Raw genomic sequence first — 19,681 nt, forward strand, 5'->3', positions numbered from 1 at the left:
GTTCTGCTTTTAGAAATCCGCGCGCGGACGCGGGGTTTATGAAAACGAAGAAATCCGCATATGTCCGTCGTTTACCGGCTCAATCCTGCATGATCTTATCATTCATTCCGCGTTGTAGTCGCCTGAACGGCCCCCGCTTTTATGCAGGAGCCGGATACCGTCAATTCTCATGCCGCGGTCAACTGCCTTACACATGTCATATAAAGTCAGTGCAGCAGCACTTGCTGCGGTTAACGCTTCCATTTCAACACCGGTTGCGCCCTTTGTTGCAACAGAAACCGTGATCTCGATTTTGTCATCTGCCGGAACCAGATCGACCGAAACACGGCTGAGCGCCAGAGGGTGGCAGAGCGGAATGATATCCGCCGTTTTTTTTGCCGCCATGATACCCGCGATGCGGGCGGTGGCCAGAACATCACCCTTGGGCATGGCGCCTGAAACAATCAGCGCCAGAGTTTCGGGGCGCATGGAAATGCTGCCGGTTGCAACAGCTTTCCGGTAAGTGTCTGCTTTTTCGGAAATATCGACCATCCGCGCATGCCCTGCGGCGTCCAGATGAGTCAGCGTCTTCCCCGGTACGTCAGGCACCTCAGGCAAATCCAAGCAGACCCCGCGCTGCTTGACCGGGGTCAGGCAGCCGCAGCAGGGATTCCCCTACCAGAAAGCCCGTTACACCAATATCAGCCAGACACATGATATCGTCATGCGTCTTGATGCCGCTTTCTGAAACAATAATCCGGTCAGGCGGCACAAGCGGTGTCAGACGTCTTGTTGTCTCAATATCGGTCTGTAACGTCTTGAGATTACGGTTGTTTATGCCGATGAGGAACGTGTCCAGCGCCAGAGCGCGGTTCAGTTCTTCTTCATCATGCACTTCCACCAGAACATCCATATCCAGCCCCTTGGCGTGGTCCACCAGAGCCAGAGCTTCCTCGTCTGTCAGAATGCACATGATGACAAGGATGCAGTCTGCTCCCAGCACCCGGCTCTCATAAACCTGCCAAGGGTCGATAATGAAATCCTTGCGCAAAACCGGCAGAGCGCAGGCAGCGCGGGCTGTCTGGAGGTCTTCATTCTGGCCATGGAAGCACGAGCTTTCCGTCAGCACGGACAGACACGCGGCACCAGCCTGCTCGTAGGCCGTAGCGATTTTTGCCGGATCATAGTTTTCGCGCAGAATGCCAGCCGAAGGAGAGGCCTTCTTGATTTCGGCAATCAGCCCGATAGTTCTATCCGCCGCTTTTTCCTTCAGGGCGCGACCGAACCCGCGCGGTGGCTCTTTCACATCCTGCGCTTTGGCCATCATCTCTTTCAGAGGCACAAGAGTTGAACGGTGTTCAACCTCAACTCTTGTCCGTGCACAGATACGGGAGAGGACATCTGGCAGGTGGTCTGCCTGAATGCCAGCCTCCTCGGTGCATGTTCCTGCAGCGGACGAATTGGGTGCTTCGTTCATAATCATCCTGTCATGTCTTGAGCATGCGCACCAGAAGATGACGTACGCAAACCATTGAGCACCGCCAGTGCGGCACCATTATCCAGTACACGGCTGACATCGGCCACGCACTCTCTCAAAGCCTGAGGGTCTATCTGCAAACCCCGCAGGATGGAACGCTTTCCGGCCACATGAAGGGCACAGGCCGCGTTCAGCAAAACAGTATCACGATAAGCGCCACACGCGCCATTGAGCAAGGCTTCCAGAGCGTGCGCATTATACTCCGCATCTCCGCCCAGTATGGCAGATACTGGCGCACTGGGGAGGCCCGCCATCCCCGCCTCTACTACAAGGGTGTAAGAAGAACCGTTTTCAAGGGCTGCAACCTGAGTGGGCCCCGCGAGCGTCAGTTCATCAATTCCTTGTGTTTCTCCGGCAGGCTGCCCGCACACAGCCCAGATCCGCTCGGAGCCAAGGCGATGCAGGACATCGACAACCAGAGGCAACCACTCGGGAGCGAAAACCCCGATCAACTGATTCTTGACGCATGCCGGATTGACCATTGGCCCCAGCAGATTGAACACCGTCCGGATCCCCAGCGACTTTCTGACAGGAGCGGCATGGCGCATGGCCGGGTGATGATGGGGGGCTGCCAGAAAGGTCAGGTTGTGCCGCGCAAGCTGGCGGGACAGTTCCGCCGGGTCTGCCAGCAGGGGTACCCCCAGAGCGGTCAGAACATCGGATGCGCCGGAGCGGGAGGAAACGGCCCGGTTCCCGTGTTTGGCAACGGGAACGCCGAGTGCCGCCAGCACGAAGGCCACGGCGGTTGAAACATTTAGGGTGCCATAATTGTCGCCCCCGGTTCCGCAGACATCAATCGTTCCGGGGGGAACCTGCGGGAGAGAAATCATGCGCCGCCTCAGGGCTGTAACAGCCCCCTGCACTTCTTCCGCCGTTTCTCCGCGCACGCGAAGCGCCATCAGAAAGGCGGCAACCCGCTCTGCTGGCAAAGTGCCTTCCATAATGACGCCGAAGGCGGCCTCAGACTCAGCCGGGGTCAGTATCCTGCCCTGCGCCAACGTGTTCAGAACTTTTGTGAAAAATGCGTCCTGAGTGTCTTCTGAAAAAGCGGATGCGTCCGGCATGTCAGACCGCTATTTTCTTTTCGTTCCATGCGCGGGCTTCCTGAAGGAAATTGCGCAGAAGATCATGCCCGTATTCGGATGCGATGCTCTCAGGGTGAAACTGCACGCCGGAGACAGGATACTGCGTGTGGCAGACACCCATAATCACACCGTCTTCCGTCCAGGCTGTGACAGCAAGACTGTCTGGAATGCTGGGTGGGTCCAGCGTCAGGCTATGGTAGCGCGTTGCGTTGAACGGATTGGGCAGGCCAGCAAAAACATCAGTCCCGTTATGAAAGACGGGACTGATCTTGCCGTGCATGGGCACCGGAGCCCGAACCACTTTGGCGCCAAACACCTGCCCGATTGCCTGATGCCCCAGACACACGCCAAAAACGGGAATGTTTCCGGCTGCGGCAGCTATAAGGTCACAGCAGATTCCGGCCTCATTCGGTGAGCACGGCCCCGGTGAGAGCACAATGGCTTCCGGCCTGAGGGCCAGCGCATCCGCAACACTGAGAGAATCGTTGCGGCGCACATCACAGCGTTCACCCAGCTCGCCCAGATAGTGAACGAGATTGAAGGTAAAGCTGTCGTAATTATCGATCAGAAGGATCATGGTTTTATGATGACCTTAATGCGGCGTGCGGGTCAAATGACGTACGTGCAAGAACTCAGCTTTTTTCCCGCAGGGCATAATGAACGGCCTCTTCCGCGGCCCGGAAAACGGCGCGGGCTTTATGATGCGTTTCTTCATATTCCAGTTCCGGAACGCTGTCAGCCACCACACCACATCCGGCCTGCACATGCATCATGCCATCCTTGACGACAGCCATACGCAGCCCGATGCAGGTGTCCATATCGCCCCCTGCCCCGAAATATCCGATGCACCCGGAATAGGTCGCGCGGCGGCTGCGTTCGAACTCGTCAATGATTTCCATGGCGCGGATTTTGGGAGCCCCCGTCAGGGTGCCCGCCGGGAATGCCGCAACCAGCGCATCCAGCGCGCCCAGATCGGGGCGAATGGTGCCTTCCACAGTGGAGGAAATGTGCATGACGTGGCTGAACCGTTCAATGACGAACTGTTCCGTCACCCGCACAGAGCCGGGCTGGCACACACGGCCAACATCGTTCCGGCCCAGATCAATCAGCATCAGATGTTCGGCGCGTTCCTTGGCGTCGGCCAGCAGGTCCTGTTCCAGCCACGCGTCTTCTTCCGCATCTTTGCCACGGGGGCGCGTGCCGGCCAGTGGCCGGACAGTCATGGTGCCTTCGCGCAGCCGGACAAGAATTTCGGGTGAAGAGCCGACCAGAGAGAACGTGCCCAGATCCAGATGGAACAGAAACGGTGCCGGGTTAATGCGGCGCAGTGACCGGTACAGCGCGAGAGATGGAAGCGGGAATGGCGCGGAAAAACGCTGGCTGGGAACGACCTGAAACGCATCCCCGGCGGCAATATATTCCTGAATTTTCGTGACGACGTCACAGAATTCTTCGCGGGAGAAGGTCGAATGCGGCGCTTCGAACGCTGGCGGAAGAGCGACTTCAGGCGTAGCCGGCAGGGCTCCGGCCAGACAGGTCCGTGCGCGGGCGAGCAGTGCATGGGCTTTATCCCACGCCACACCGGCATCCTCTCCAGCGGCAGGCCGCACGGGCGCCGCCAGAATCAGCTCATCGCTCACGGTATCAAAAACAGCAAACAGGCCGGGGCGCATCATGATGGCTTCCGGCAGGCCCAGATCATCCGGCGGGGCATCTGGCAGATATTCCATCTGCCGAACCATGTCATAGCCCACATAGCCGAACAGCCCTGCAATCATGGGCGGAAGCCCAGCGGGCAGATCAAGCTGTGTTTCGCGGATAAGCTGGCGCAGCGCATCAAGGGCCTTGCCTGCCACCGGGCGTGGAGCCTGCTCCGCGTTTTCCGGCGCATCATCTATCGTGACCTCGCCATTATGGCAGGTCCAGACCAGATCGGGTTTGAGGGCAATAACGGAATATCGCCCACGGGAAACCCCACCCTCAACACTTTCCAGCAGCAACGTGTGGCGGCCTGTGCCGCCATCAAACCCGGCCAGCCGAATATAGGCGGAAACCGGTGTCAGAAGGTCAGCCGGTTCAACCGAAAAAACGACGGATGATTTCCCGTCCGCCCACGCGGCCTGACAGGCCTCGCGCGAGGGAGAAGCCGCAATCCGTGCTGAAACACTCATGGCGCCGTGCTTCCATCAAGACCAAGGGAGGAGAGTGTGGCTGTCACGGCCCGTCGGATAATAACCGGCGGGGTTCGTTTGCTCAGGGCTTCTACATAGGAGGCCAGAAGATCATCCCCTGTGGACTGCGTCAGCGCGGCTTTCAGGCGCTGGTAAGCCGGGAGATCCGCCATCGGGTTGGGAGTGGAAACCGCCGTGACGGTGGCGACGACAAATTCTCCAGCAGATTCACCCATCACAGACTGCCCCGCCTTCATGCGCGGCAGTGTTTCCATGAGTTCGGACGGAATGGCCGGGTTGGGAGCGGAACGTGAGAATGTCAGGCCGTGCACGACCTGTGTTCCGGCTCCGGTAACGTTGGAGAGGCCACCTTTTTCCTGCGCGGCGGTGTAGAGGGCTGTTGCGCGCTCATCGGCGGCGTGCCGCCGGGCGTCCGCCTGCCACGCCGTCAGGACGCTGGCTTTTGCCTGATCGAATGTCAGCTGTGCGGCGGGTGTGGTGGTATCAACTTCAACCGCATACCAGCTGTTGTCCGGCCCTTCTATCAGATTGGGGCGGGCGCCTTTGGCCTGGGTGAAAATCTGCTGCACCACGGCAGCGCGGAGCTTTCCGCTCGCGGGGAACGGTGCCGGGCTACCATCCTGCGTAGTGCCATTGATATCCAGCGTGCCAGCCGCAGCGGCGGCGCCAATGTCTGTCGGGATGGAGTCAAGACCATTGCTGGCAATGGCATCCTGCAACTGACGGCTGCGCTCACTCACAACGGACGGTGCCTTGGCGGTCCGATACTGCTGGAGGATGTCTTTTTTCGCCACATCATACGGTGTGTCTTTGGGGGGTGTGACTTTGGTCACGCGCAGCACAACCCACCCGCCTTCAGACTTGAAGGGCCCCTGAATCTGCCCCACCGGTGCGGCAAAAACAGCTTTGCTCAGCCCTTCAGAAGGAATGGTGGAAGGGCGCGCCCCCGGCATTTCAACGGATGCCCCCGCCTTGGCGGCCGCCTGCACGGCAGCCCAGTCGGCTCCTTTTGTCCACAAGTCGGCAATTGTGCGGGCCTGTGCTTCATCCGGCATGGTCACAACCTGCACATCGCGTGTTTCAGGCACGTGATAGCGGTCGCTTTCTTCATCATAAACGCGGTGCAGGTCTTTTTCATCAATGGTGATGGTGTCCGCCACCGTGGCGGGAGAGAGCACGACAATACGCGCATGCCTGAATTCCGGGGTCCGGAAATTCCACAGGTGGTTGGCATAGTAGCGGCGCAGAACGGCGTCATCCGGCGCGGATGGGGTCGGCTGGTCTGCAAACGGAATGCGCACAAGGTCAAGCGTGCGTGTCTGCATGCCAAAATCCGAGAGGCGTTTTGTCAGTGTGTCGGAAACGCTGGCGGCCTGCCCGATGGGCTGCAGCATGGTGCGGCTGGCCAGATCATCACGCACCAGAGACAGGAAGCGCTGCTCCGTAATATCGCGTTCCCGCAGGCGCGCGTTCAGGATGTTCCGGTCAAACTGGCCATTGGCTCCCTTGAAGTAAGGGAGAGAGAACACTTCTTCCCGCACGGCCGAATCAGGCACAGACACCTTCAGGCGGCGTGCGGCATCCAGCAGCTCTGCCTGCCCGATCAGTCTTTGCAGAACCTGATAGGCCATTTGCTGCCGCATGGCCACGGGGACCTGTGCCGGGTCTGAAATGCCCATCTGCTTCGCAATGGCCGGCATTTCCCCCTGCAGGGCCTGCCCAAGCTCCGCTGAGCTGATGCGCTGCTGGCCGACTTTGGCCACGACGTCAGTCTCAGTGCCCATATAGCCGAGCACATCCCCCACCCCCCAGCCGATGAAAGCAAGGAAAATGACGATGGCGGAGACACGCCCAAGCCAGGATTCAACAAAAACGCGACGCAGATAGGAAATCATGAACCCAAGGATCCGTAGGAGACAGAACACCATGCCACGGGCAAACCCGGGCGCGGCACCATAAGCGGAGCGGCCGCTCTTGACCAGCGGTAACGCACCACAGCGGAATGAAACACGCACACAGCATCTTGCCCCACAGGCCGGGTGTATGGTTTAGCCTGTTTCTACGGCCCGAGTGGCGCGATGATGATGCGGGCACAGGTAGCACGGAAGGACCCGGAGTATGACCAGACAGATTATTGTCGGCAACTGGAAGATGAACGGCACCAGCCGTGATTCGCAGGCGCTTGTTGAGGCCCTGCTGGCAGGGCTTCCGGCCACGCTGCCGGATATCGTCATCTGCCCGCCCTTTACGCAGCTTGCCCTGGTGGCGGAGAAACTGAACTCTTCCCCCATCGCCCTGGGGGCGCAGGACTGTCATCAGAATGCTTCTGGCGCGCATACGGGTGATATTTCCCCCGCCATGCTTGCAGATCTTGGCGTTTCTTATGTCATTCTGGGTCACTCCGAACGCCGGCAGGAGCATGGCGAACTGGATGATACCGTGCGGGGAAAAGCCATTGCCGCGACACAGGCGGGCCTGACCCCCATTGTCTGTATTGGTGAGACCGAAGAACAGCGGGAAAGCGGGCAGCATTTTGATACGCTTGGCTGGCAGATCAAAGGCTCCCTGCCCGACAATTTCACGGGTATTCTGGCATATGAACCCATCTGGGCCATCGGCACGGGGCGCGCTGCGACAGAGGAAGAAATTGCCGAAACCATGCACTTCCTGCGTGAAGAGCTGGTGCGTCAGTTTGGCGAGGCTGGCAAAACGCTCAGGATTCTGTATGGTGGCTCGGTTAATGCCAAGAATGCGGCTTCCATTTTGTCGATTGCAGATGTAGCAGGTGCCCTTGTCGGGGGTGCCAGCCTGAATGCAGAGGCATTCCTATCCATTATCGGCGCGGCGTCTGCTGCCTGATTTCCGCACTTTATCGGGAACTCGACATGATTACAGCCCTGCTGATTCTGCATATTTGCGTGACCATAGCCCTGATTGGCACTGTGCTGATCCAGCGCAGTGAAGGGGGCGGCCTTGGCATTGGCAGCAGTCAGGGCATGGGTGCGTTCATGTCCGGCCGTGGCACGGCAAACCTGCTGACCCGCACGACGGCAGTCCTTGCCGGGCTGTTCATGCTGCTGTCACTGGTGCTGGCGATTCTGAACCGCGGCTCCTCCACCGGGGCCGGGCATGATATTCTGGCTCAGCCGCCTGCCCCCGCTCCGGCTGCGGTTACGGCCCCGGTTCAGCCCGCTGCTCCGCCGGCAGCCCCGGCCCCGTCCAAACAGTAACATGGTTCCCGCTCTCTCCTTCCCCAGGATGGAGAGAGAAAAAGAGTCTTTATTCCTCTGCGCTTGAGCAAGGCTGCGGAGGAATTCCTGTGTCCATCTTTACCCACCCGGTTTAATCCGTGTAGGAAGTCTGTTCATGACCCGTTTCGTATTTATCACCGGCGGTGTGGTATCCTCTCTCGGGAAAGGCATTGCCTCGGCAGCCCTTGCCGCACTCCTGCAGGCGCGCGGCTACAAGGTCCGCCTGCGCAAGCTTGATCCGTACCTGAACGTTGATCCCGGCACCATGAGCCCCTATCAGCATGGGGAAGTGTTCGTTACCGACGATGGGGCCGAGACAGATCTGGATCTGGGCCACTACGAGCGGTTTACCGGCGTGAACGCCACCAGAGAAGACAACACCACAACCGGCAAGATCTATTCCGATGTCATCGCCCGGGAGCGGCGCGGAGATTATCTGGGTGCTACGGTGCAGGTCATTCCGCATATCACGGACGCCATCAAGGATATCGTGGTGGCCAATACGGATGATGTGGATTTCGTGCTGGTCGAAATCGGCGGTACGGTTGGGGATATTGAAAGCCTTCCGTTCCTTGAAGCTATTCGCCAGTTGCGCAATGATCTGGGCACTGACCGGACCATGGTCGTGCACCTCACGCTGCTGCCGTGGATCCCCTCTGCTGGTGAACTGAAGACCAAGCCCACCCAGCACTCTGTCAAAGAGTTGCAGAATGTTGGTATTCAGCCGCAGATCCTGCTGTGCCGGTGTGACCGCGCCATTCCTGACACCGAACGCCGGAAAATCGCCAATTTCTGTAACGTCCGCCCGGAAGCGGTTATTGCCGCGCGGGATGTGGACACGATTTATTCCTGCCCCCTCGCCTATCATGCGGAAGGGATGGATACCGAGGTCCTGCGGTATTTCAATCTTCCTCATGCTGAAGAGCCTGATCTGTCCGGTTGGGAAAGGATTGTGGATGCCATCCGCCGTCCGGATGCGGATGTGCGGATTGCGGTGGTCGGGAAATATACGGCCCTGCTCGACAGCTATAAGTCCCTGAATGAGGCGCTTTTGCATGGTGGCATTGCACACCGCGCCAAAGTGAAGCTGGACTGGATGGAAGCCGAAGCCTTTGAAGAATCTGAGGCTGCTGTGGAACGCCTCTCAAACGCGCATGGCATTCTGGTGCCGGGCGGGTTTGGGGAGCGCGGTTCCAAGGGGAAGATTGCGGCCGTGCGGTTTGCCCGTGAGCATGGCATTCCGTTCCTCGGGATCTGTTTCGGGATGCAGATGGCCGTTGTTGAATGCGCCCGCAATCTTGCAGGTCTGCCAAAGGCATCCTCAACCGAGTTTGGTCACACGGATGAACCGCTTGTCGGCCTGATGACGGAATGGGCGCGCGGGAATGAGCGCCTGCGCCGCAGTGAAGGCGGAGAACTGGGCGGCACGATGCGGCTTGGCGCGTATCCGGCCAAGCTGGTGGAAGGCTCCCGTGCCGCGGCCATTTATGGCACGACCGATATCCGTGAGCGGCACCGGCATCGTTATGAGGTCAATATTCACTACAAGGAGCAGCTTGAAAAAGCCGGGATGAAATTCTCCGGCCTGTCTCCTGATGGTATTCTGCCGGAAGTTGTCGAATATCCGGACCATCCGTGGTTTGTGGCTGTTCAGTATCATCCGGAACTGAAGTCCCGCCCCTTTGCGCCGCACCCGCTGTTTTCCGGGTTTATTGGCGCAGCACTTGAAAAGGCACGCCGTGCATGACGCAGGTAGCAGCACATAATTTTCAGCTTCAGTCCCTGACAGTCGGGAATGATCAGCCTTTTGTGCTGATCGCAGGCCCGTGTCAGATTGAATCTGCGGCGCATGCCATGGAAATGGCGGTTGCGCTGAAGGAACTCTGTGCTGCTGCCAATGTGGGGCTCATTTACAAAAGCTCCTTTGACAAAGCCAACCGGACCAGCCTTTCCAGTGCCCGTGGCATCGGGATGAAGGAGGGGCTGGCTATTCTGGCGGATATCCGGAGCAGCCTGAATATCCCTGTGCTGACAGATGTTCACAGCCCGGAGCAATGTGCTCCTGCGGCTGAGGCTGTTGATGTGCTGCAAATCCCGGCCTTTCTGTGCCGCCAGACAGATCTGCTTCTGGCTGCGGGGGAAACCGGGGCTGTGGTGAATGTCAAAAAGGGTCAGTTTCTGGCGCCGTGGGACATGCAGCACGTTGCCGCAAAAATTGCCTCCACAGGCAATCAGCGCGTCATGCTGTGTGAACGTGGGACCAGCTTTGGCTATAACACCCTGATTAACGATATGCGTGGCCTGCCTATTATGGCGCAGACGGGTTATCCTGTTGTGTATGATGCGACGCATTCCGTGCAGCAGCCGGGAGGATTGGGTGGTTCTTCCGGGGGGCAGCGAGAATTTGCCCCTGTTCTCTCTCGCGCCGCTCTGGCGGTTGGCGTGGCGGCTCTTTTCATTGAAACGCATGAAGACCCGGACCGCGCACCAAGCGATGGCCCGAACATGCTGCCTATCAGAACGCTCCCGGCATTGCTGAAGCAGTTCCGCGAGATTGATCAGCTGATCAAGACGCAGGCTTAACGTCCGGGCGGAATCGCAGCACGCACCTCTTGGGAAGCGGAAAGTCGGGGCATAACGCCCTGCTTTCCGCTTTTTTGTTATCTGCCCAGCCGGGATGGGTCATCCTTGGTTTCCTGAAGACAGTCGCTGCCCGGCAGGCAAAAAAATAGGGAGCCACAAGGGCTCCCCATCAGCCAGACGGCAAGGCAATGCGCCTTACACGTCCAGATTGGCCACTTTCAGGGCATTGCCGACAATGAAGTCGCGGCGTGGTTCGACAACATCCCCCATCAGGGTGGTGAAGACCTGTGCGGCATCTTCCACATCCCCGACCTTGACCTGAAGCAGGGTGCGCATGGACGGGTCCAGCGTGGTTTCCCACAGCTGTTCATCATTCATTTCGCCCAGACCTTTAAAGCGGTTGATGGCCAGACCGCGGCGCCCCAGTGCCAGCAGACGCGTATAGAGGTCTGACGGCCCTTTCATGAGCAGATCCGTCGTGTCCACACGCAGGGTGACACCCGTGCCAAATTCACGCACCAGACGGTCCATCTGGCTGGTCAGCCAGCGGGCATCCCCGCCTGCCAGCATGATGGGATCAATCCGGTAAACTTCTCCCACACCGCGAACGCTGCGGGCCAGTTCCAGACCATCCGTGCTGGCCACGGCTTTCCAGCCGCGTTCGGTCTCTGCGGAGGAAGCATCCAGACGCTTCTGGAGGTCCGGAATACGTTGTTGCAGTGTTTCAAGGTCAGCCGTCAGGGCACCAGCCAGTGCCGCCTGCTCGATAATCCAGTTCGGCACGCGGTTGGACAGGCGGGCAATAGCCTGCGCGGCGTGGCGAATAAACGGCAGGTCAGCTTCCAGATCAGTCCCGGAGACTGTCCGGCCATCCGCATAGATAAAGGCGGCATTGTTCAGGGCCTTGTCGAGCAGGTACTGCTCCAGAGCCGCATCATCCTTCAGATACCGCTCTTCATTGCCGCGTTTGGCGCGGTAGAGCGGCGGCTGAGCAATATAGAGATACCCGTTTTCAATCAGTTCCGGCATCTGGCGGAAGAAGAATGTGAGCAGCAGGGTGCGGATATGGGAGCCGTCCACGTCAGCGTCAGTCATGATGACGATACGGTGGTAGCGCAGCTTGGCAAGGGAGAAGCCGCCCTGCTCAGCCTCGCCACGGCCAATGCCTGTGCCCAGAGCCGTAATCAGGGTTCCGATTTCAGCAGAGCCAAGCATCCGGTCAAACCGGGCGCGCTCCACGTTCAGGATCTTGCCCTTCAGCGGCAGAATGGCCTGAAAACGGCGGTCCCTTCCCTGCTTTGCGGTCCCGCCTGCGGAGTCACCCTCAACGATGAAAATTTCAGCCTTGGCCGGATCACGTTCCTGACAGTCAGCCAGTTTGCCCGGCAGAGAGGAAATATCCAGAATTCCCTTGCGGCGGGTCAACTCACGGGCCTTGCGCGCGGCCTCACGTGCCGAGGCCGCATCCAGCACTTTCGCGACAACAATCTTGGCTTCTTTGGGGTGCGTTTCGAACCAGTGGCCGATCATGTCCGCCGCAGCGGCATGGACCACAGGCTGCACTTCGGAGGAAACCAGCTTGTCCTTGGTCTGGGAGGAGAATTTCGGGTCCGGCACCTTGACGGAGAGAACAGCCGTGAGCCCTTCACGCATATCTTCCCCAACCAGAGACTGCGCATCCTTTTTTGCAATGCTCTCGGCATATTTGCCGACAATACGGGTCAGCGCCTGCCGGAAGCCTGCCAGATGGGCACCGCCATCGCGCTGGGGAATATTGTTGGTGAAGCACAGCATGGTTTCGTGAAAGCTGTCATTCCAGCTCAGCGCGAATTCAACCTTGATCCCGTTATCGGGGTTTTCCAGACTGCCGGTAATGGGCGGTGTGACAATCGGGGTGCGGGCGCGGTCCAGCCACTCCACAAAAGCCTCAAGGCCGCCTTCGTAGTAAAACACTTCTTCACGAGGTTCTTCGCGGGCATCCCGCAGAACAATTTCCAGACCGGAGTTCAGGAAGGCCAGCTCACGCAGGCGGCGTTCCAGAACGGAGAACTCGAAAACGGTCCGGGGGAATGTCTCGTGGCTCGGTTTGAACGTAACCTGCGTGCCGCGTTCTTCATCGGAAGGCCCGACGACTTCCAGCGGTGCTTCCCGTTCACCATGGCGGAAGCGGATCATATGCTCCAGCCCGTTGCGCCAGATGCGCACTTCCATGAATTCAGAAAGCGCGTTCACCACAGCGGCACCCACACCGTGCAGACCGCCGGAAACCTTGTAGGAATTCTGGTTGAACTTACCGCCAGCATGCAAGCGGGTCAGCACGACTTCGGCAGCGCTGATTCCTTCTTCGGCATGCATGTCGGTAGGAATGCCGCGCCCGTTATCGCGTACAGTCACGCTGCCATCAGCGTTCAGTGTCAGGATGCAGCGGGTGGCATAGCCAGCCTGCGCTTCATCCACGGCGTTATCAATGATTTCAAACGCCATGTGGTGCAGGCCGGAGCCATCGTCCGTATCACCGATATACATCCCCGGCCGCTTACGAACGGCATCAAGCCCTTTCAGCACAGAGATCGACGCGGCGTCATACTCTTCCATTCCGGTAGACGGCGTGGGCTGAGAAAGGTCTGTCATAAGGGAACGGTACTCCGGAAAAGAACAATAGGACCTGAGAGTATCTTATACTCCGGCCAGTGCAGTCCGACCAGATTGGAAGGTCTTTTTTATGGGATTGTTTCCCGATTTATCCGAGAAATTCACCCTGTTTTAGTGTTACAAACCGTGCCTGAGGCCGTAAGTCCGCAAAAGGCACTTCATCTGTGCCTGTCAGGATCACCGTGGCGCGGAAATCCTGAACAATTTCCAGCAGGGAACCACGCCGGACGTGGTCCAGATGCACCAGAGGTTCATCCAGCAGCAGGACTGGCGGTGTGCCGCGATAATCCTCAACCAGTCTGGCATGCGCCAGCACCACGCCCATCAGAAGGGTTTTCTGCTGGCCGGTGCTGGCTGTGGCGGCCGGAAGGCCTGTCCGCAGGTCTGAAAGGCGGAAATCCGTGCGGTGCACGCCAAAGGTGGCGCGCCCACGGTCCCTGTCTTGCTGGCGGTTGGCGGCAAGCTGGTCCCGCAGCCAGTCTTCCACACTCAGGGCGGGAGCATGCTCAAGCTGGTTTCCCACATCGCACAAGACCGCCACATCCACACTCGGGAAGGCCCCAAGGCTGGAGCGGGCGAAAAGACAGAGCTGCTGAACCATTTCTCTTCGGCCCGCGGCAATCGCCACGCCATGCCGCGCCATGGAGGCTTCCAGCCCGGCCAGCCAGGAGGCTTCCGAAAAACGGGTTTGCAGCAGGCGGTTCCGCTGCGTCATGGCTCGCTCGTAAGCAATCAGTTCGCGGGCGTGGTGGGGTGTCACCGCCATGACGAGCCGGTCCAGAAAGCGGCGGCGGCCTGAGGTGCCCTCGCTGAACAGCCGGTCCATCTGTGGTGTGATCCAGACCGCGGAGAGCGTATCCTCCAGAGCGTCACGGTTGCGGATCTGCTGGCCATTCAGCAGGAAAACCCGGCGTGCGGCCTCCCCCTCCCCGGTCAGGCCGGTTCCGAGTTCCAGACTATCCTGATCAAACGTGAAGCGTGCTGAAATGCCCCAGTTCGCCGCATTGTTGCGGCCCAGTTGCGCCAGCGGCGCGCCGCGTAATCCCCTGCCGGGTGTCAGCAGGGAGAGAGATTCCAGAAGGTTGGTCTTGCCGCTGCCGTTCTCGCCGGTCAGCACCACAAGAGACGCCTCTGGTGACCACACCAGACGCTCGTAATTACGAAAATCGGAAAGAGTCAGTTTGAGAAGCTGAGCCACAATCTATCCGATGACACCACCGGGTTTGTGCCCGTCCGGCAAAGCCATGCCCCGTATCCTGTCTTGCGATAAGCGGATGGTGGGCATGGCGGCAGGTAGATTTTAAACGCGCATGGGCATCAGCACATACAGTGCTGATGGGCTGTGCACATCGCGCACGATGGTGGGGGCGGCGCTGTCAGAGAACGCGAATTCAACGTCCTTTTCCACCTGATCGGTAATGTCGTTCAGGTAGCGGGCCTGAAAGCCGATTTCCAGAGCTTCGGCAGTATAGGAAATGCGGCTGTCATCCAGCTCTTCCGTTGCCATCCCCTGCTCTGCACTGCTGGCTGAGAGTGTCAGCAGGCCGGGTTCCAGCGCCAGCTTCACAGGGCGCGAACGCTCCTGGCTGATTGCCGCGACACGCGCCACGGCATCGGAGAAGTCTTTCTTGCCAACCCGCAGGATGCGCGTGTTGTTATTGGGAATAACGCGGTCATATTCCGGGAATGTCCCGTCAATCAGCTTGGAGGTCAGCATGACCGGCCCAGCCGTGAACTGCACACGCGTTTCCGAAAGGGCGACTTCAATTTCTTCCGGAGCTTCATCAATCAGCTTGCGCAGTTCCGCCACGGTTTTACGCGGGATAATCACGCCAGGCATGGTTTCGGCCCCGGCGGGAAGCGCGGTTTCCACACGTGCCAGACGGTGCCCGTCTGTCGCTACGGCGCGGAGCAGCTTGCCCGCTTCGGTATCTGCCGCATGGAAGAAAATGCCGTTCAGGTAGTAGCGCGTTTCTTCGGTGGAAATGGCAAAGCGAGTCCGGTCGATCAGGGAGCGCAGTGCGGCTGAACCAACCTTGAAGCGGCATGGCAGGTCGCCTGTGCCCATGGACGGAAAATCATCCACACTCAGGACATTGAGGCGCGTTGAATACCGGTCTGCCCGCAGATGCAGGGGGCCGCTCGCATCAGCCTGATCCAGCTCCACCTCAACGCTGTCCGGCAGTTTGCGGACAATTTCATAGAGCACGGAGGCCGGAACTGTGGTGGCGCCATCCCGCTTGATGATGGCCGGAATCTCTTCCACCACCTCGATTTCCATATCGGTCGCCTTCAGGCTCAGGCGTCCGTCAGCAGCCTGAATCAGAACGTTGGCAAGGATGGGGATGGTGTTACGCTTTTCAGCGACACTCTGGATGTGTGCCAAAGCTTTGAGCAGTATTGCGCGCTCAGCTGAAAACTTCATCTTTGCCTCTTTCCTGCATGACCGGCCCCACGCAGGAATACAGGCGGGCCGGGTTCTATCCTGTTGAAAACTAACAGCGGTAACGGCGCAGTCAATCTTTGAGTGCCTGCTTCCCCTGCGCGAGGCAGCAGGCCCCCGGGTTTCAGCTTTCCAGCATCCGGCGCATCAGCTCGACATCTTCAGCAAAAGCGGGGTCACGCTCCATCAGTTCCGCCACGCGTGAGACGGCGTGCATGACGGTGGTGTGATCCCGGTTTCCGAATTTCCGGCCGATTTCGGGCAGAGACCGGCTGGTAAGCTGTTTTGCCAGATACATGGCGACCTGCCTTGGCCGCGCCACGGCGCGGGCACGGCGGGCGGAGGACATATCCGTGAGGCGGATATTCCAGTGCTCGGCCACTTTCTTCTGGATTTCCTCAATCGTCACGCGGCGATCATGCGCCTTGAGGATGTCGTGCAGAACATCCTGCGTGGCTTCCAGCGTGACCGGACGCCCGAACAGGTTGGCATGGGCAATCAGACGATTGAGAGCGCCTTCAAGCTCACGCACGTTGGACGTGATCTTGTGGGCCAGAAATTCCAGAACCTTGGCCGGAACAACCACGCCGGATGCCGCAGCCTTGGCTTCCAGAATGGAAATGCGCAGCTCAAATGTGGTGGCGTGAATATCCGCCACCATGCCGCAGCCCAGCCGGGTGCGCAGGCGGTCTTCCAGCCCGGAAAGGTCTGAGGGAGATTTGTCGGCAGACACCACAATCTGCCGCCCGGCATCCACCAGCGCGTTAAAGGTATGGAAGAACTCTTCCTGCGTGTTGTCTTTGCCGATCAGGAACTGGAGATCGTCAATCATCAGGACATCCACGGAGCGGAGCTGCTCCTTGAATTCCATGGTGGATTGAGAGCGAATGGCCGCAATGAAGCGATACATGAACTTTTCAGCGGACATATATGCAACAGAGACATTGCCGCGCTGCACCAGCTCCGCGCCGATGGCATGCATCAGGTGGGTTTTGCCCAACCCCACGCCGCCATACAGAAAGAGCGGATTGAACCCGACGCTTGAAGGCTTTTCCGCCACACGGCGGGCGCAGGCATAGGCGAATTCGTTCGGTTTACCCACCACAAACGTATCAAACGTAAAGCGGGTATCAAGAGCCGTAACAAGATCGCTCCGCACTTCCGGTGCATTGCGGGGTGCCTCTTCCGCCTCGACACCCTGAGGAGCCGCCACAACTGCGGAGGTATCACTCTCAAGAACCAGTGCGGGAGCCGAAGGGTCACCGGGGCGGGCAACCTGAAGTTCCACCCGGCGGATGGAAGGCAGAACCTGATTCCACAGTTCGCTCAGCCGGTCGCCATACTGGCTGCGCACCCAGTCACGCAGAAAGCGGGTGGGCAGGAGGAGTGTAATCTCATCACCATCCACCGGGCCCAGGGCAATCTTGGTCAGCCAGGTGCGGTATTCAACCTCCCCGACTTCGCCTTTCAGTCTTGAACAGATCTGTAACCACGATTCCTCAAGCGCCTTGCCATCTTCAAGATGGGGGGAAGCCCTTTCGTCATCGTCCACTCCGATTGTCATCTGCGCTCCCGAGCGGTCATAGAACGCGGCCTTCCGCGCGTGATTTCCGATAATGGCATCGCTTGCGCGACAGCCAGACAGCCGGGCGTCCGGCAGGTCTCACGCCCGCCAGAAAAGGCGGCGCAGGAGCGCAGTAAAGCGCGCTTTCCCGCAGCGGAGACTATCTCCCAGAACTAAAGCACGACCGAGGGATGAGCAATGAAAATCTCTGGCTCCGGCCCTCATTTCCGCATGCCATGCCGAGGGCTGCACAAAGCAAAGCCGAACCACCCCAAGATGATTCGGCTTTACAAAAACGCATGCTTCAAATGGCTGCTGACGCAGCCTGAAGGTCTCAGGCGCTTGCCAGAGACTTCACGCGAGCAGAGAGGCGGGAAATTTTGCGTGCAACCGTGTTGGCATGCACAACGCCCTTGATCACGCCGCGCTGCAGTTCAGGCTGGGCAACACGGAGCGCTTCACGCGCTTCATCATGATTGCCAGAGGCAATTGCAGTTTCGACCTTCTTGATAAAGGTGCGCATACGAGACTTGCGGGCTGTGTTACGAGCAGTCCGCTTCGCGGTCTGCCGGATGCGCTTACGCGCTGAAGCGATATTCGCCATAGTTTCTATTCTATCCAGCACAAAAAATGAGGAGCCACCCGAGAACGCCGGGCTGGCTGCAAAGAGTAGCGGTGCTGTAATCCACAGCAGTATCCACAGTCAAGTCAGTTCCCTCGTTATTGAAGGAATTTTACCTTATTTTCTGCTGCAACGGGCAGAAAAAGGTCGAACGGCCCGCCTGTGTGAGGTGCGCCACCCCCGTGCAGGCCGGGAGACCGGGGCAGTCCGGGCAGGGTTCTCCCTTTTTGCCGTAAACGCGCCAGGCATGCTGAAAATAGCCCAGACTGCCTTCCGGGCGCACGTAGTCTTTCAGGCTGGAACCGCCTGCGGCGATGGCTTCTGTCAGAACAGCCCGGATGGCGCGCACCAGACCGCTTATCTCCCGGGGCTTCAGGCTGCCGGAAGCGGTCTGCGGATGAGTGCCCGCCCGGAAAAGGGCCTCGCACACATAAATATTGCCAAGCCCGGAAACTGTTTTCTGGTCAAGCAGCACGGTTTTGACCGGGGCTTTCCGCCCCTTGAAGGCAGCCTGAAGCACGGCGCTGGTAAAGGCAGGCTCAAGCGGTTCCGGCCCCATGCCGGCCAGAAATTTATAGTCGTCTTCCTGCGCTGTGGGGATGAGGTCCAGCATGCCAAAGCGGCGCGGATCAACAAAGCCACAGCGGCGCCCATCAGCGGTGATGAAAATGACGTGCTCATGCGGTGCCGGGGTGGCGGGAGAATCGAGAACAATGCGGCCCGACATGCCCAGATGCAGCACAATCGACAGATTATTCGACAGACGGATAAGAATATATTTTCCGCGGCGGCGGAAGCCGGTGATGGTCTGTCCAGACACGCATTGGCGAAAATCGGCAGGAATCTGCCATCGCAGATCGTGTCGATGGAGAATGACATCGCTGATAACATGGTCTTGCAGAGCGCTCTGCATGCCACGCATCACGGTTTCGACTTCAGGGAGTTCCGGCATGACTGCAAAGCAGGGTATAGGGTAACACCATGACCGACAATAGCTTTGCGCCCTCCCCCGCCTCTTCCGCTGCGCAGCAGGAGGAAGAAACCGATTTCGGCTTCCGTTCCGTCAGGAAGGAAGAAAAGAAACCCCTCGTCCGCGCCGTGTTTGACAGCGTTGCGGGCAAGTACGACATCATGAACGATCTGATGTCTCTGGGGATTCACCGCGTCTGGAAACGGATTTTTGTCACGGAGCTGGGGCCTCAGCCCGGCCTGTCCCTGCTTGATCTGGCAGGTGGTACGGGTGACATCAGCTTCGGATGGTTGCAGGGCGGCGGTGGCCCCACCATCATGACCGATATTAATGCCAGCATGCTCTCTGTAGGGCGGGATCGTGCTCTGGGCCGGGGGGTTGTGTCAGACCTCTCCTTCGCAGTGGTGGATGCCGAGGCAATTCCTCTGAAGGATATGTCGGTTGATCGTGTCTCCATTGCGTTTGGTCTGAGAAACTGCACTGATAAAATGGCCGTTATCCGCGAAGCACGGCGCGTGCTGCGTCCGGGTGGCCGCTTCATGTGCCTCGAGTTCTCACGTGTTCAGGTTGCGGCGCTGGCCCCGATCTATGATGCCTGGTCCTTCAAGGTTCTGCCCGTTATGGGCAGCATGGTGGCGGGTGATCGGGAGAGCTATCAGTATCTGGCGGAAAGTATCCGCACCTTCCCGGATCAGGAAACGCTGGCCAACATGTTCCGTGAAGCTGGCCTCTCTCATGTCCGGTATCAGTCTCTGTCTGGCGGAATTGCCGCCATTCACTCAGGCTGGCGTCTCTGAGGGCAC

17 protein-coding genes are annotated in these 19,681 nt (G+C 58.9%); 5 read left to right on the forward strand and 12 right to left on the reverse strand.

Annotation, left to right across the window (positions count from 1 at the left end; translation table 11 throughout):
- Positions 1 to 102: 102 nt before the first annotated feature.
- The 6 genes from moaC to GOB82_RS03205 are packed head-to-tail and all read right to left on the reverse strand — an operon-like array spanning position 103 to position 6,688.
- Positions 103 to 588 carry a cyclic pyranopterin monophosphate synthase MoaC gene (moaC, locus tag GOB82_RS03180; protein ID WP_265794040.1) on the reverse strand — a complete coding sequence of 162 codons (486 nt, stop codon included), beginning with the start codon at positions 586 to 588 and terminating at the stop codon, positions 103 to 105.
- A gap of 1 nt (position 589) precedes the next feature.
- Positions 590 to 1,456: an indole-3-glycerol phosphate synthase TrpC gene (trpC, locus tag GOB82_RS03185; RefSeq protein WP_166119437.1), complete on the reverse strand. Its 867-nt coding sequence runs from the start codon at positions 1,454 to 1,456 to the stop codon at positions 590 to 592.
- Positions 1,457 to 1,458: 2 nt separating this feature from the next.
- Positions 1,459 to 2,580, reverse strand: coding sequence for an anthranilate phosphoribosyltransferase (trpD, locus tag GOB82_RS03190; protein WP_166119440.1), 1,122 nt, complete (start codon positions 2,578 to 2,580; stop codon positions 1,459 to 1,461).
- A gap of 1 nt (position 2,581) precedes the next feature.
- On the reverse strand, positions 2,582 to 3,178 hold the full coding sequence (locus GOB82_RS03195) for an anthranilate synthase component II (protein ID WP_166119442.1): 597 nt from the start codon (positions 3,176 to 3,178) through the stop codon (positions 2,582 to 2,584).
- Positions 3,179 to 3,233: 55 nt separating this feature from the next.
- Positions 3,234 to 4,772, reverse strand: a complete 1,539-nt coding sequence (trpE, locus tag GOB82_RS03200; RefSeq protein WP_166119444.1) for an anthranilate synthase component I — start codon at positions 4,770 to 4,772, stop codon at positions 3,234 to 3,236.
- Positions 4,769 to 6,688 (reverse strand): peptidyl-prolyl cis-trans isomerase, encoded by a 1,920-nt coding sequence (locus tag GOB82_RS03205; protein WP_166119447.1) that lies wholly within the window; start codon positions 6,686 to 6,688, stop codon positions 4,769 to 4,771. The genes trpE and GOB82_RS03205 overlap by 4 nt, the downstream gene beginning before the upstream one ends.
- Before the next feature lie 223 nt (positions 6,689 to 6,911).
- On the opposite strand from GOB82_RS03205, the gene tpiA reads away from it, so the two are divergent.
- From tpiA to kdsA, 4 genes are all read left to right on the forward strand, one after another.
- Positions 6,912 to 7,652: a triose-phosphate isomerase gene (tpiA, locus tag GOB82_RS03210; protein WP_166119449.1), complete on the forward strand. Its 741-nt coding sequence runs from the start codon at positions 6,912 to 6,914 to the stop codon at positions 7,650 to 7,652.
- A gap of 26 nt (positions 7,653 to 7,678) precedes the next feature.
- Complete coding sequence (gene secG / locus GOB82_RS03215) at positions 7,679 to 8,023, forward strand: preprotein translocase subunit SecG (RefSeq protein WP_166119452.1); 345 nt, start codon at positions 7,679 to 7,681, stop codon at positions 8,021 to 8,023.
- A gap of 136 nt (positions 8,024 to 8,159) precedes the next feature.
- Entirely contained in the window at positions 8,160 to 9,791 is a 1,632-nt protein-coding gene (locus GOB82_RS03220) for a CTP synthase (protein ID WP_166119454.1), read from the forward strand.
- Positions 9,788 to 10,627, forward strand: coding sequence for a 3-deoxy-8-phosphooctulonate synthase (gene kdsA, locus GOB82_RS03225; RefSeq protein ID WP_166119457.1), 840 nt, complete (start codon positions 9,788 to 9,790; stop codon positions 10,625 to 10,627). The genes GOB82_RS03220 and kdsA overlap by 4 nt, the downstream gene beginning before the upstream one ends.
- A gap of 195 nt (positions 10,628 to 10,822) precedes the next feature.
- Here the strand turns inward: kdsA and gyrB are convergent, their stop codons facing one another.
- The 6 genes from gyrB to mutM all read right to left on the reverse strand — a co-directional run bounded on the left by gyrB (position 10,823) and on the right by mutM (position 18,860).
- A complete protein-coding gene (gene gyrB / locus GOB82_RS03230) occupies positions 10,823 to 13,258 on the reverse strand; it encodes a DNA topoisomerase (ATP-hydrolyzing) subunit B (protein WP_166119459.1) in 2,436 nt (811 codons plus the stop codon).
- A 109-nt stretch (positions 13,259 to 13,367) separates the two neighbouring features.
- Positions 13,368 to 14,477 carry a DNA replication/repair protein RecF gene (gene recF, locus GOB82_RS03235; protein WP_166119462.1) on the reverse strand — a complete coding sequence of 370 codons (1,110 nt, stop codon included), beginning with the start codon at positions 14,475 to 14,477 and terminating at the stop codon, positions 13,368 to 13,370.
- 102 nt (positions 14,478 to 14,579) lie between these two features.
- The gene (gene dnaN / locus GOB82_RS03240; RefSeq protein WP_166119465.1) at positions 14,580 to 15,704 is read right to left on the reverse strand and encodes a DNA polymerase III subunit beta; all 1,125 of its coding nucleotides are present in this window, start codon (positions 15,702 to 15,704) and stop codon (positions 14,580 to 14,582) included.
- Between the two features lie 142 nt (positions 15,705 to 15,846).
- Positions 15,847 to 17,286 carry a chromosomal replication initiator protein DnaA gene (gene dnaA, locus GOB82_RS03245; protein WP_166119467.1) on the reverse strand — a complete coding sequence of 480 codons (1,440 nt, stop codon included), beginning with the start codon at positions 17,284 to 17,286 and terminating at the stop codon, positions 15,847 to 15,849.
- A gap of 334 nt (positions 17,287 to 17,620) precedes the next feature.
- The gene (rpsT, locus tag GOB82_RS03250; protein WP_166119470.1) at positions 17,621 to 17,890 is read right to left on the reverse strand and encodes a 30S ribosomal protein S20; all 270 of its coding nucleotides are present in this window, start codon (positions 17,888 to 17,890) and stop codon (positions 17,621 to 17,623) included.
- 130 nt (positions 17,891 to 18,020) lie between these two features.
- A complete protein-coding gene (gene mutM, locus GOB82_RS03255) occupies positions 18,021 to 18,860 on the reverse strand; it encodes a bifunctional DNA-formamidopyrimidine glycosylase/DNA-(apurinic or apyrimidinic site) lyase (RefSeq protein WP_166119472.1) in 840 nt (279 codons plus the stop codon).
- A 29-nt stretch (positions 18,861 to 18,889) separates the two neighbouring features.
- On the opposite strand from mutM, the gene GOB82_RS03260 reads away from it, so the two are divergent.
- Complete coding sequence (locus tag GOB82_RS03260) at positions 18,890 to 19,675, forward strand: class I SAM-dependent methyltransferase (RefSeq protein WP_166119475.1); 786 nt, start codon at positions 18,890 to 18,892, stop codon at positions 19,673 to 19,675.
- The last annotated feature ends 6 nt before the right edge of the window (positions 19,676 to 19,681 follow it).

The organism is Acetobacter farinalis (assembly GCF_011516935.1).
Classification (GTDB): domain Bacteria; phylum Pseudomonadota; class Alphaproteobacteria; order Acetobacterales; family Acetobacteraceae; genus Acetobacter; species Acetobacter farinalis.

What these genes read in the sequence shown, in the direction of transcription:
- trpD (WP_166119440.1), bottom strand. Translation starts at nt 2,580, where the DNA reads ATGCCGGACGCATCCGCTTTTTCAGAAGACACTCAGGACGCATTTTTC.
- GOB82_RS03195 (WP_166119442.1), bottom strand. Translation starts at nt 3,178, where the DNA reads ATGATCCTTCTGATCGATAATTACGACAGCTTTACCTTCAATCTCGTT.
- tpiA (WP_166119449.1), top strand. Translation starts at nt 6,912, where the DNA reads ATGACCAGACAGATTATTGTCGGCAACTGGAAGATGAACGGCACCAGC.
- dnaN (WP_166119465.1), bottom strand. Translation starts at nt 15,704, where the DNA reads ATGAAGTTTTCAGCTGAGCGCGCAATACTGCTCAAAGCTTTGGCACAC.
- mutM (WP_166119472.1), bottom strand. Translation starts at nt 18,860, where the DNA reads ATGCCGGAACTCCCTGAAGTCGAAACCGTGATGCGTGGCATGCAGAGC.
- trpC (WP_166119437.1), bottom strand. Translation starts at nt 1,456, where the DNA reads ATGAACGAAGCACCCAATTCGTCCGCTGCAGGAACATGCACCGAGGAG.
- rpsT (WP_166119470.1), bottom strand. Translation starts at nt 17,890, where the DNA reads ATGGCGAATATCGCTTCAGCGCGTAAGCGCATCCGGCAGACCGCGAAG.
- trpE (WP_166119444.1), bottom strand. Translation starts at nt 4,772, where the DNA reads ATGAGTGTTTCAGCACGGATTGCGGCTTCTCCCTCGCGCGAGGCCTGT.
- GOB82_RS03260 (WP_166119475.1), top strand. Translation starts at nt 18,890, where the DNA reads ATGACCGACAATAGCTTTGCGCCCTCCCCCGCCTCTTCCGCTGCGCAG.
- GOB82_RS03220 (WP_166119454.1), top strand. Translation starts at nt 8,160, where the DNA reads ATGACCCGTTTCGTATTTATCACCGGCGGTGTGGTATCCTCTCTCGGG.
- dnaA (WP_166119467.1), bottom strand. Translation starts at nt 17,286, where the DNA reads ATGACAATCGGAGTGGACGATGACGAAAGGGCTTCCCCCCATCTTGAA.
- GOB82_RS03205 (WP_166119447.1), bottom strand. Translation starts at nt 6,688, where the DNA reads ATGATTTCCTATCTGCGTCGCGTTTTTGTTGAATCCTGGCTTGGGCGT.
- gyrB (WP_166119459.1), bottom strand. Translation starts at nt 13,258, where the DNA reads ATGACAGACCTTTCTCAGCCCACGCCGTCTACCGGAATGGAAGAGTAT.
- kdsA (WP_166119457.1), top strand. Translation starts at nt 9,788, where the DNA reads ATGACGCAGGTAGCAGCACATAATTTTCAGCTTCAGTCCCTGACAGTC.
- secG (WP_166119452.1), top strand. Translation starts at nt 7,679, where the DNA reads ATGATTACAGCCCTGCTGATTCTGCATATTTGCGTGACCATAGCCCTG.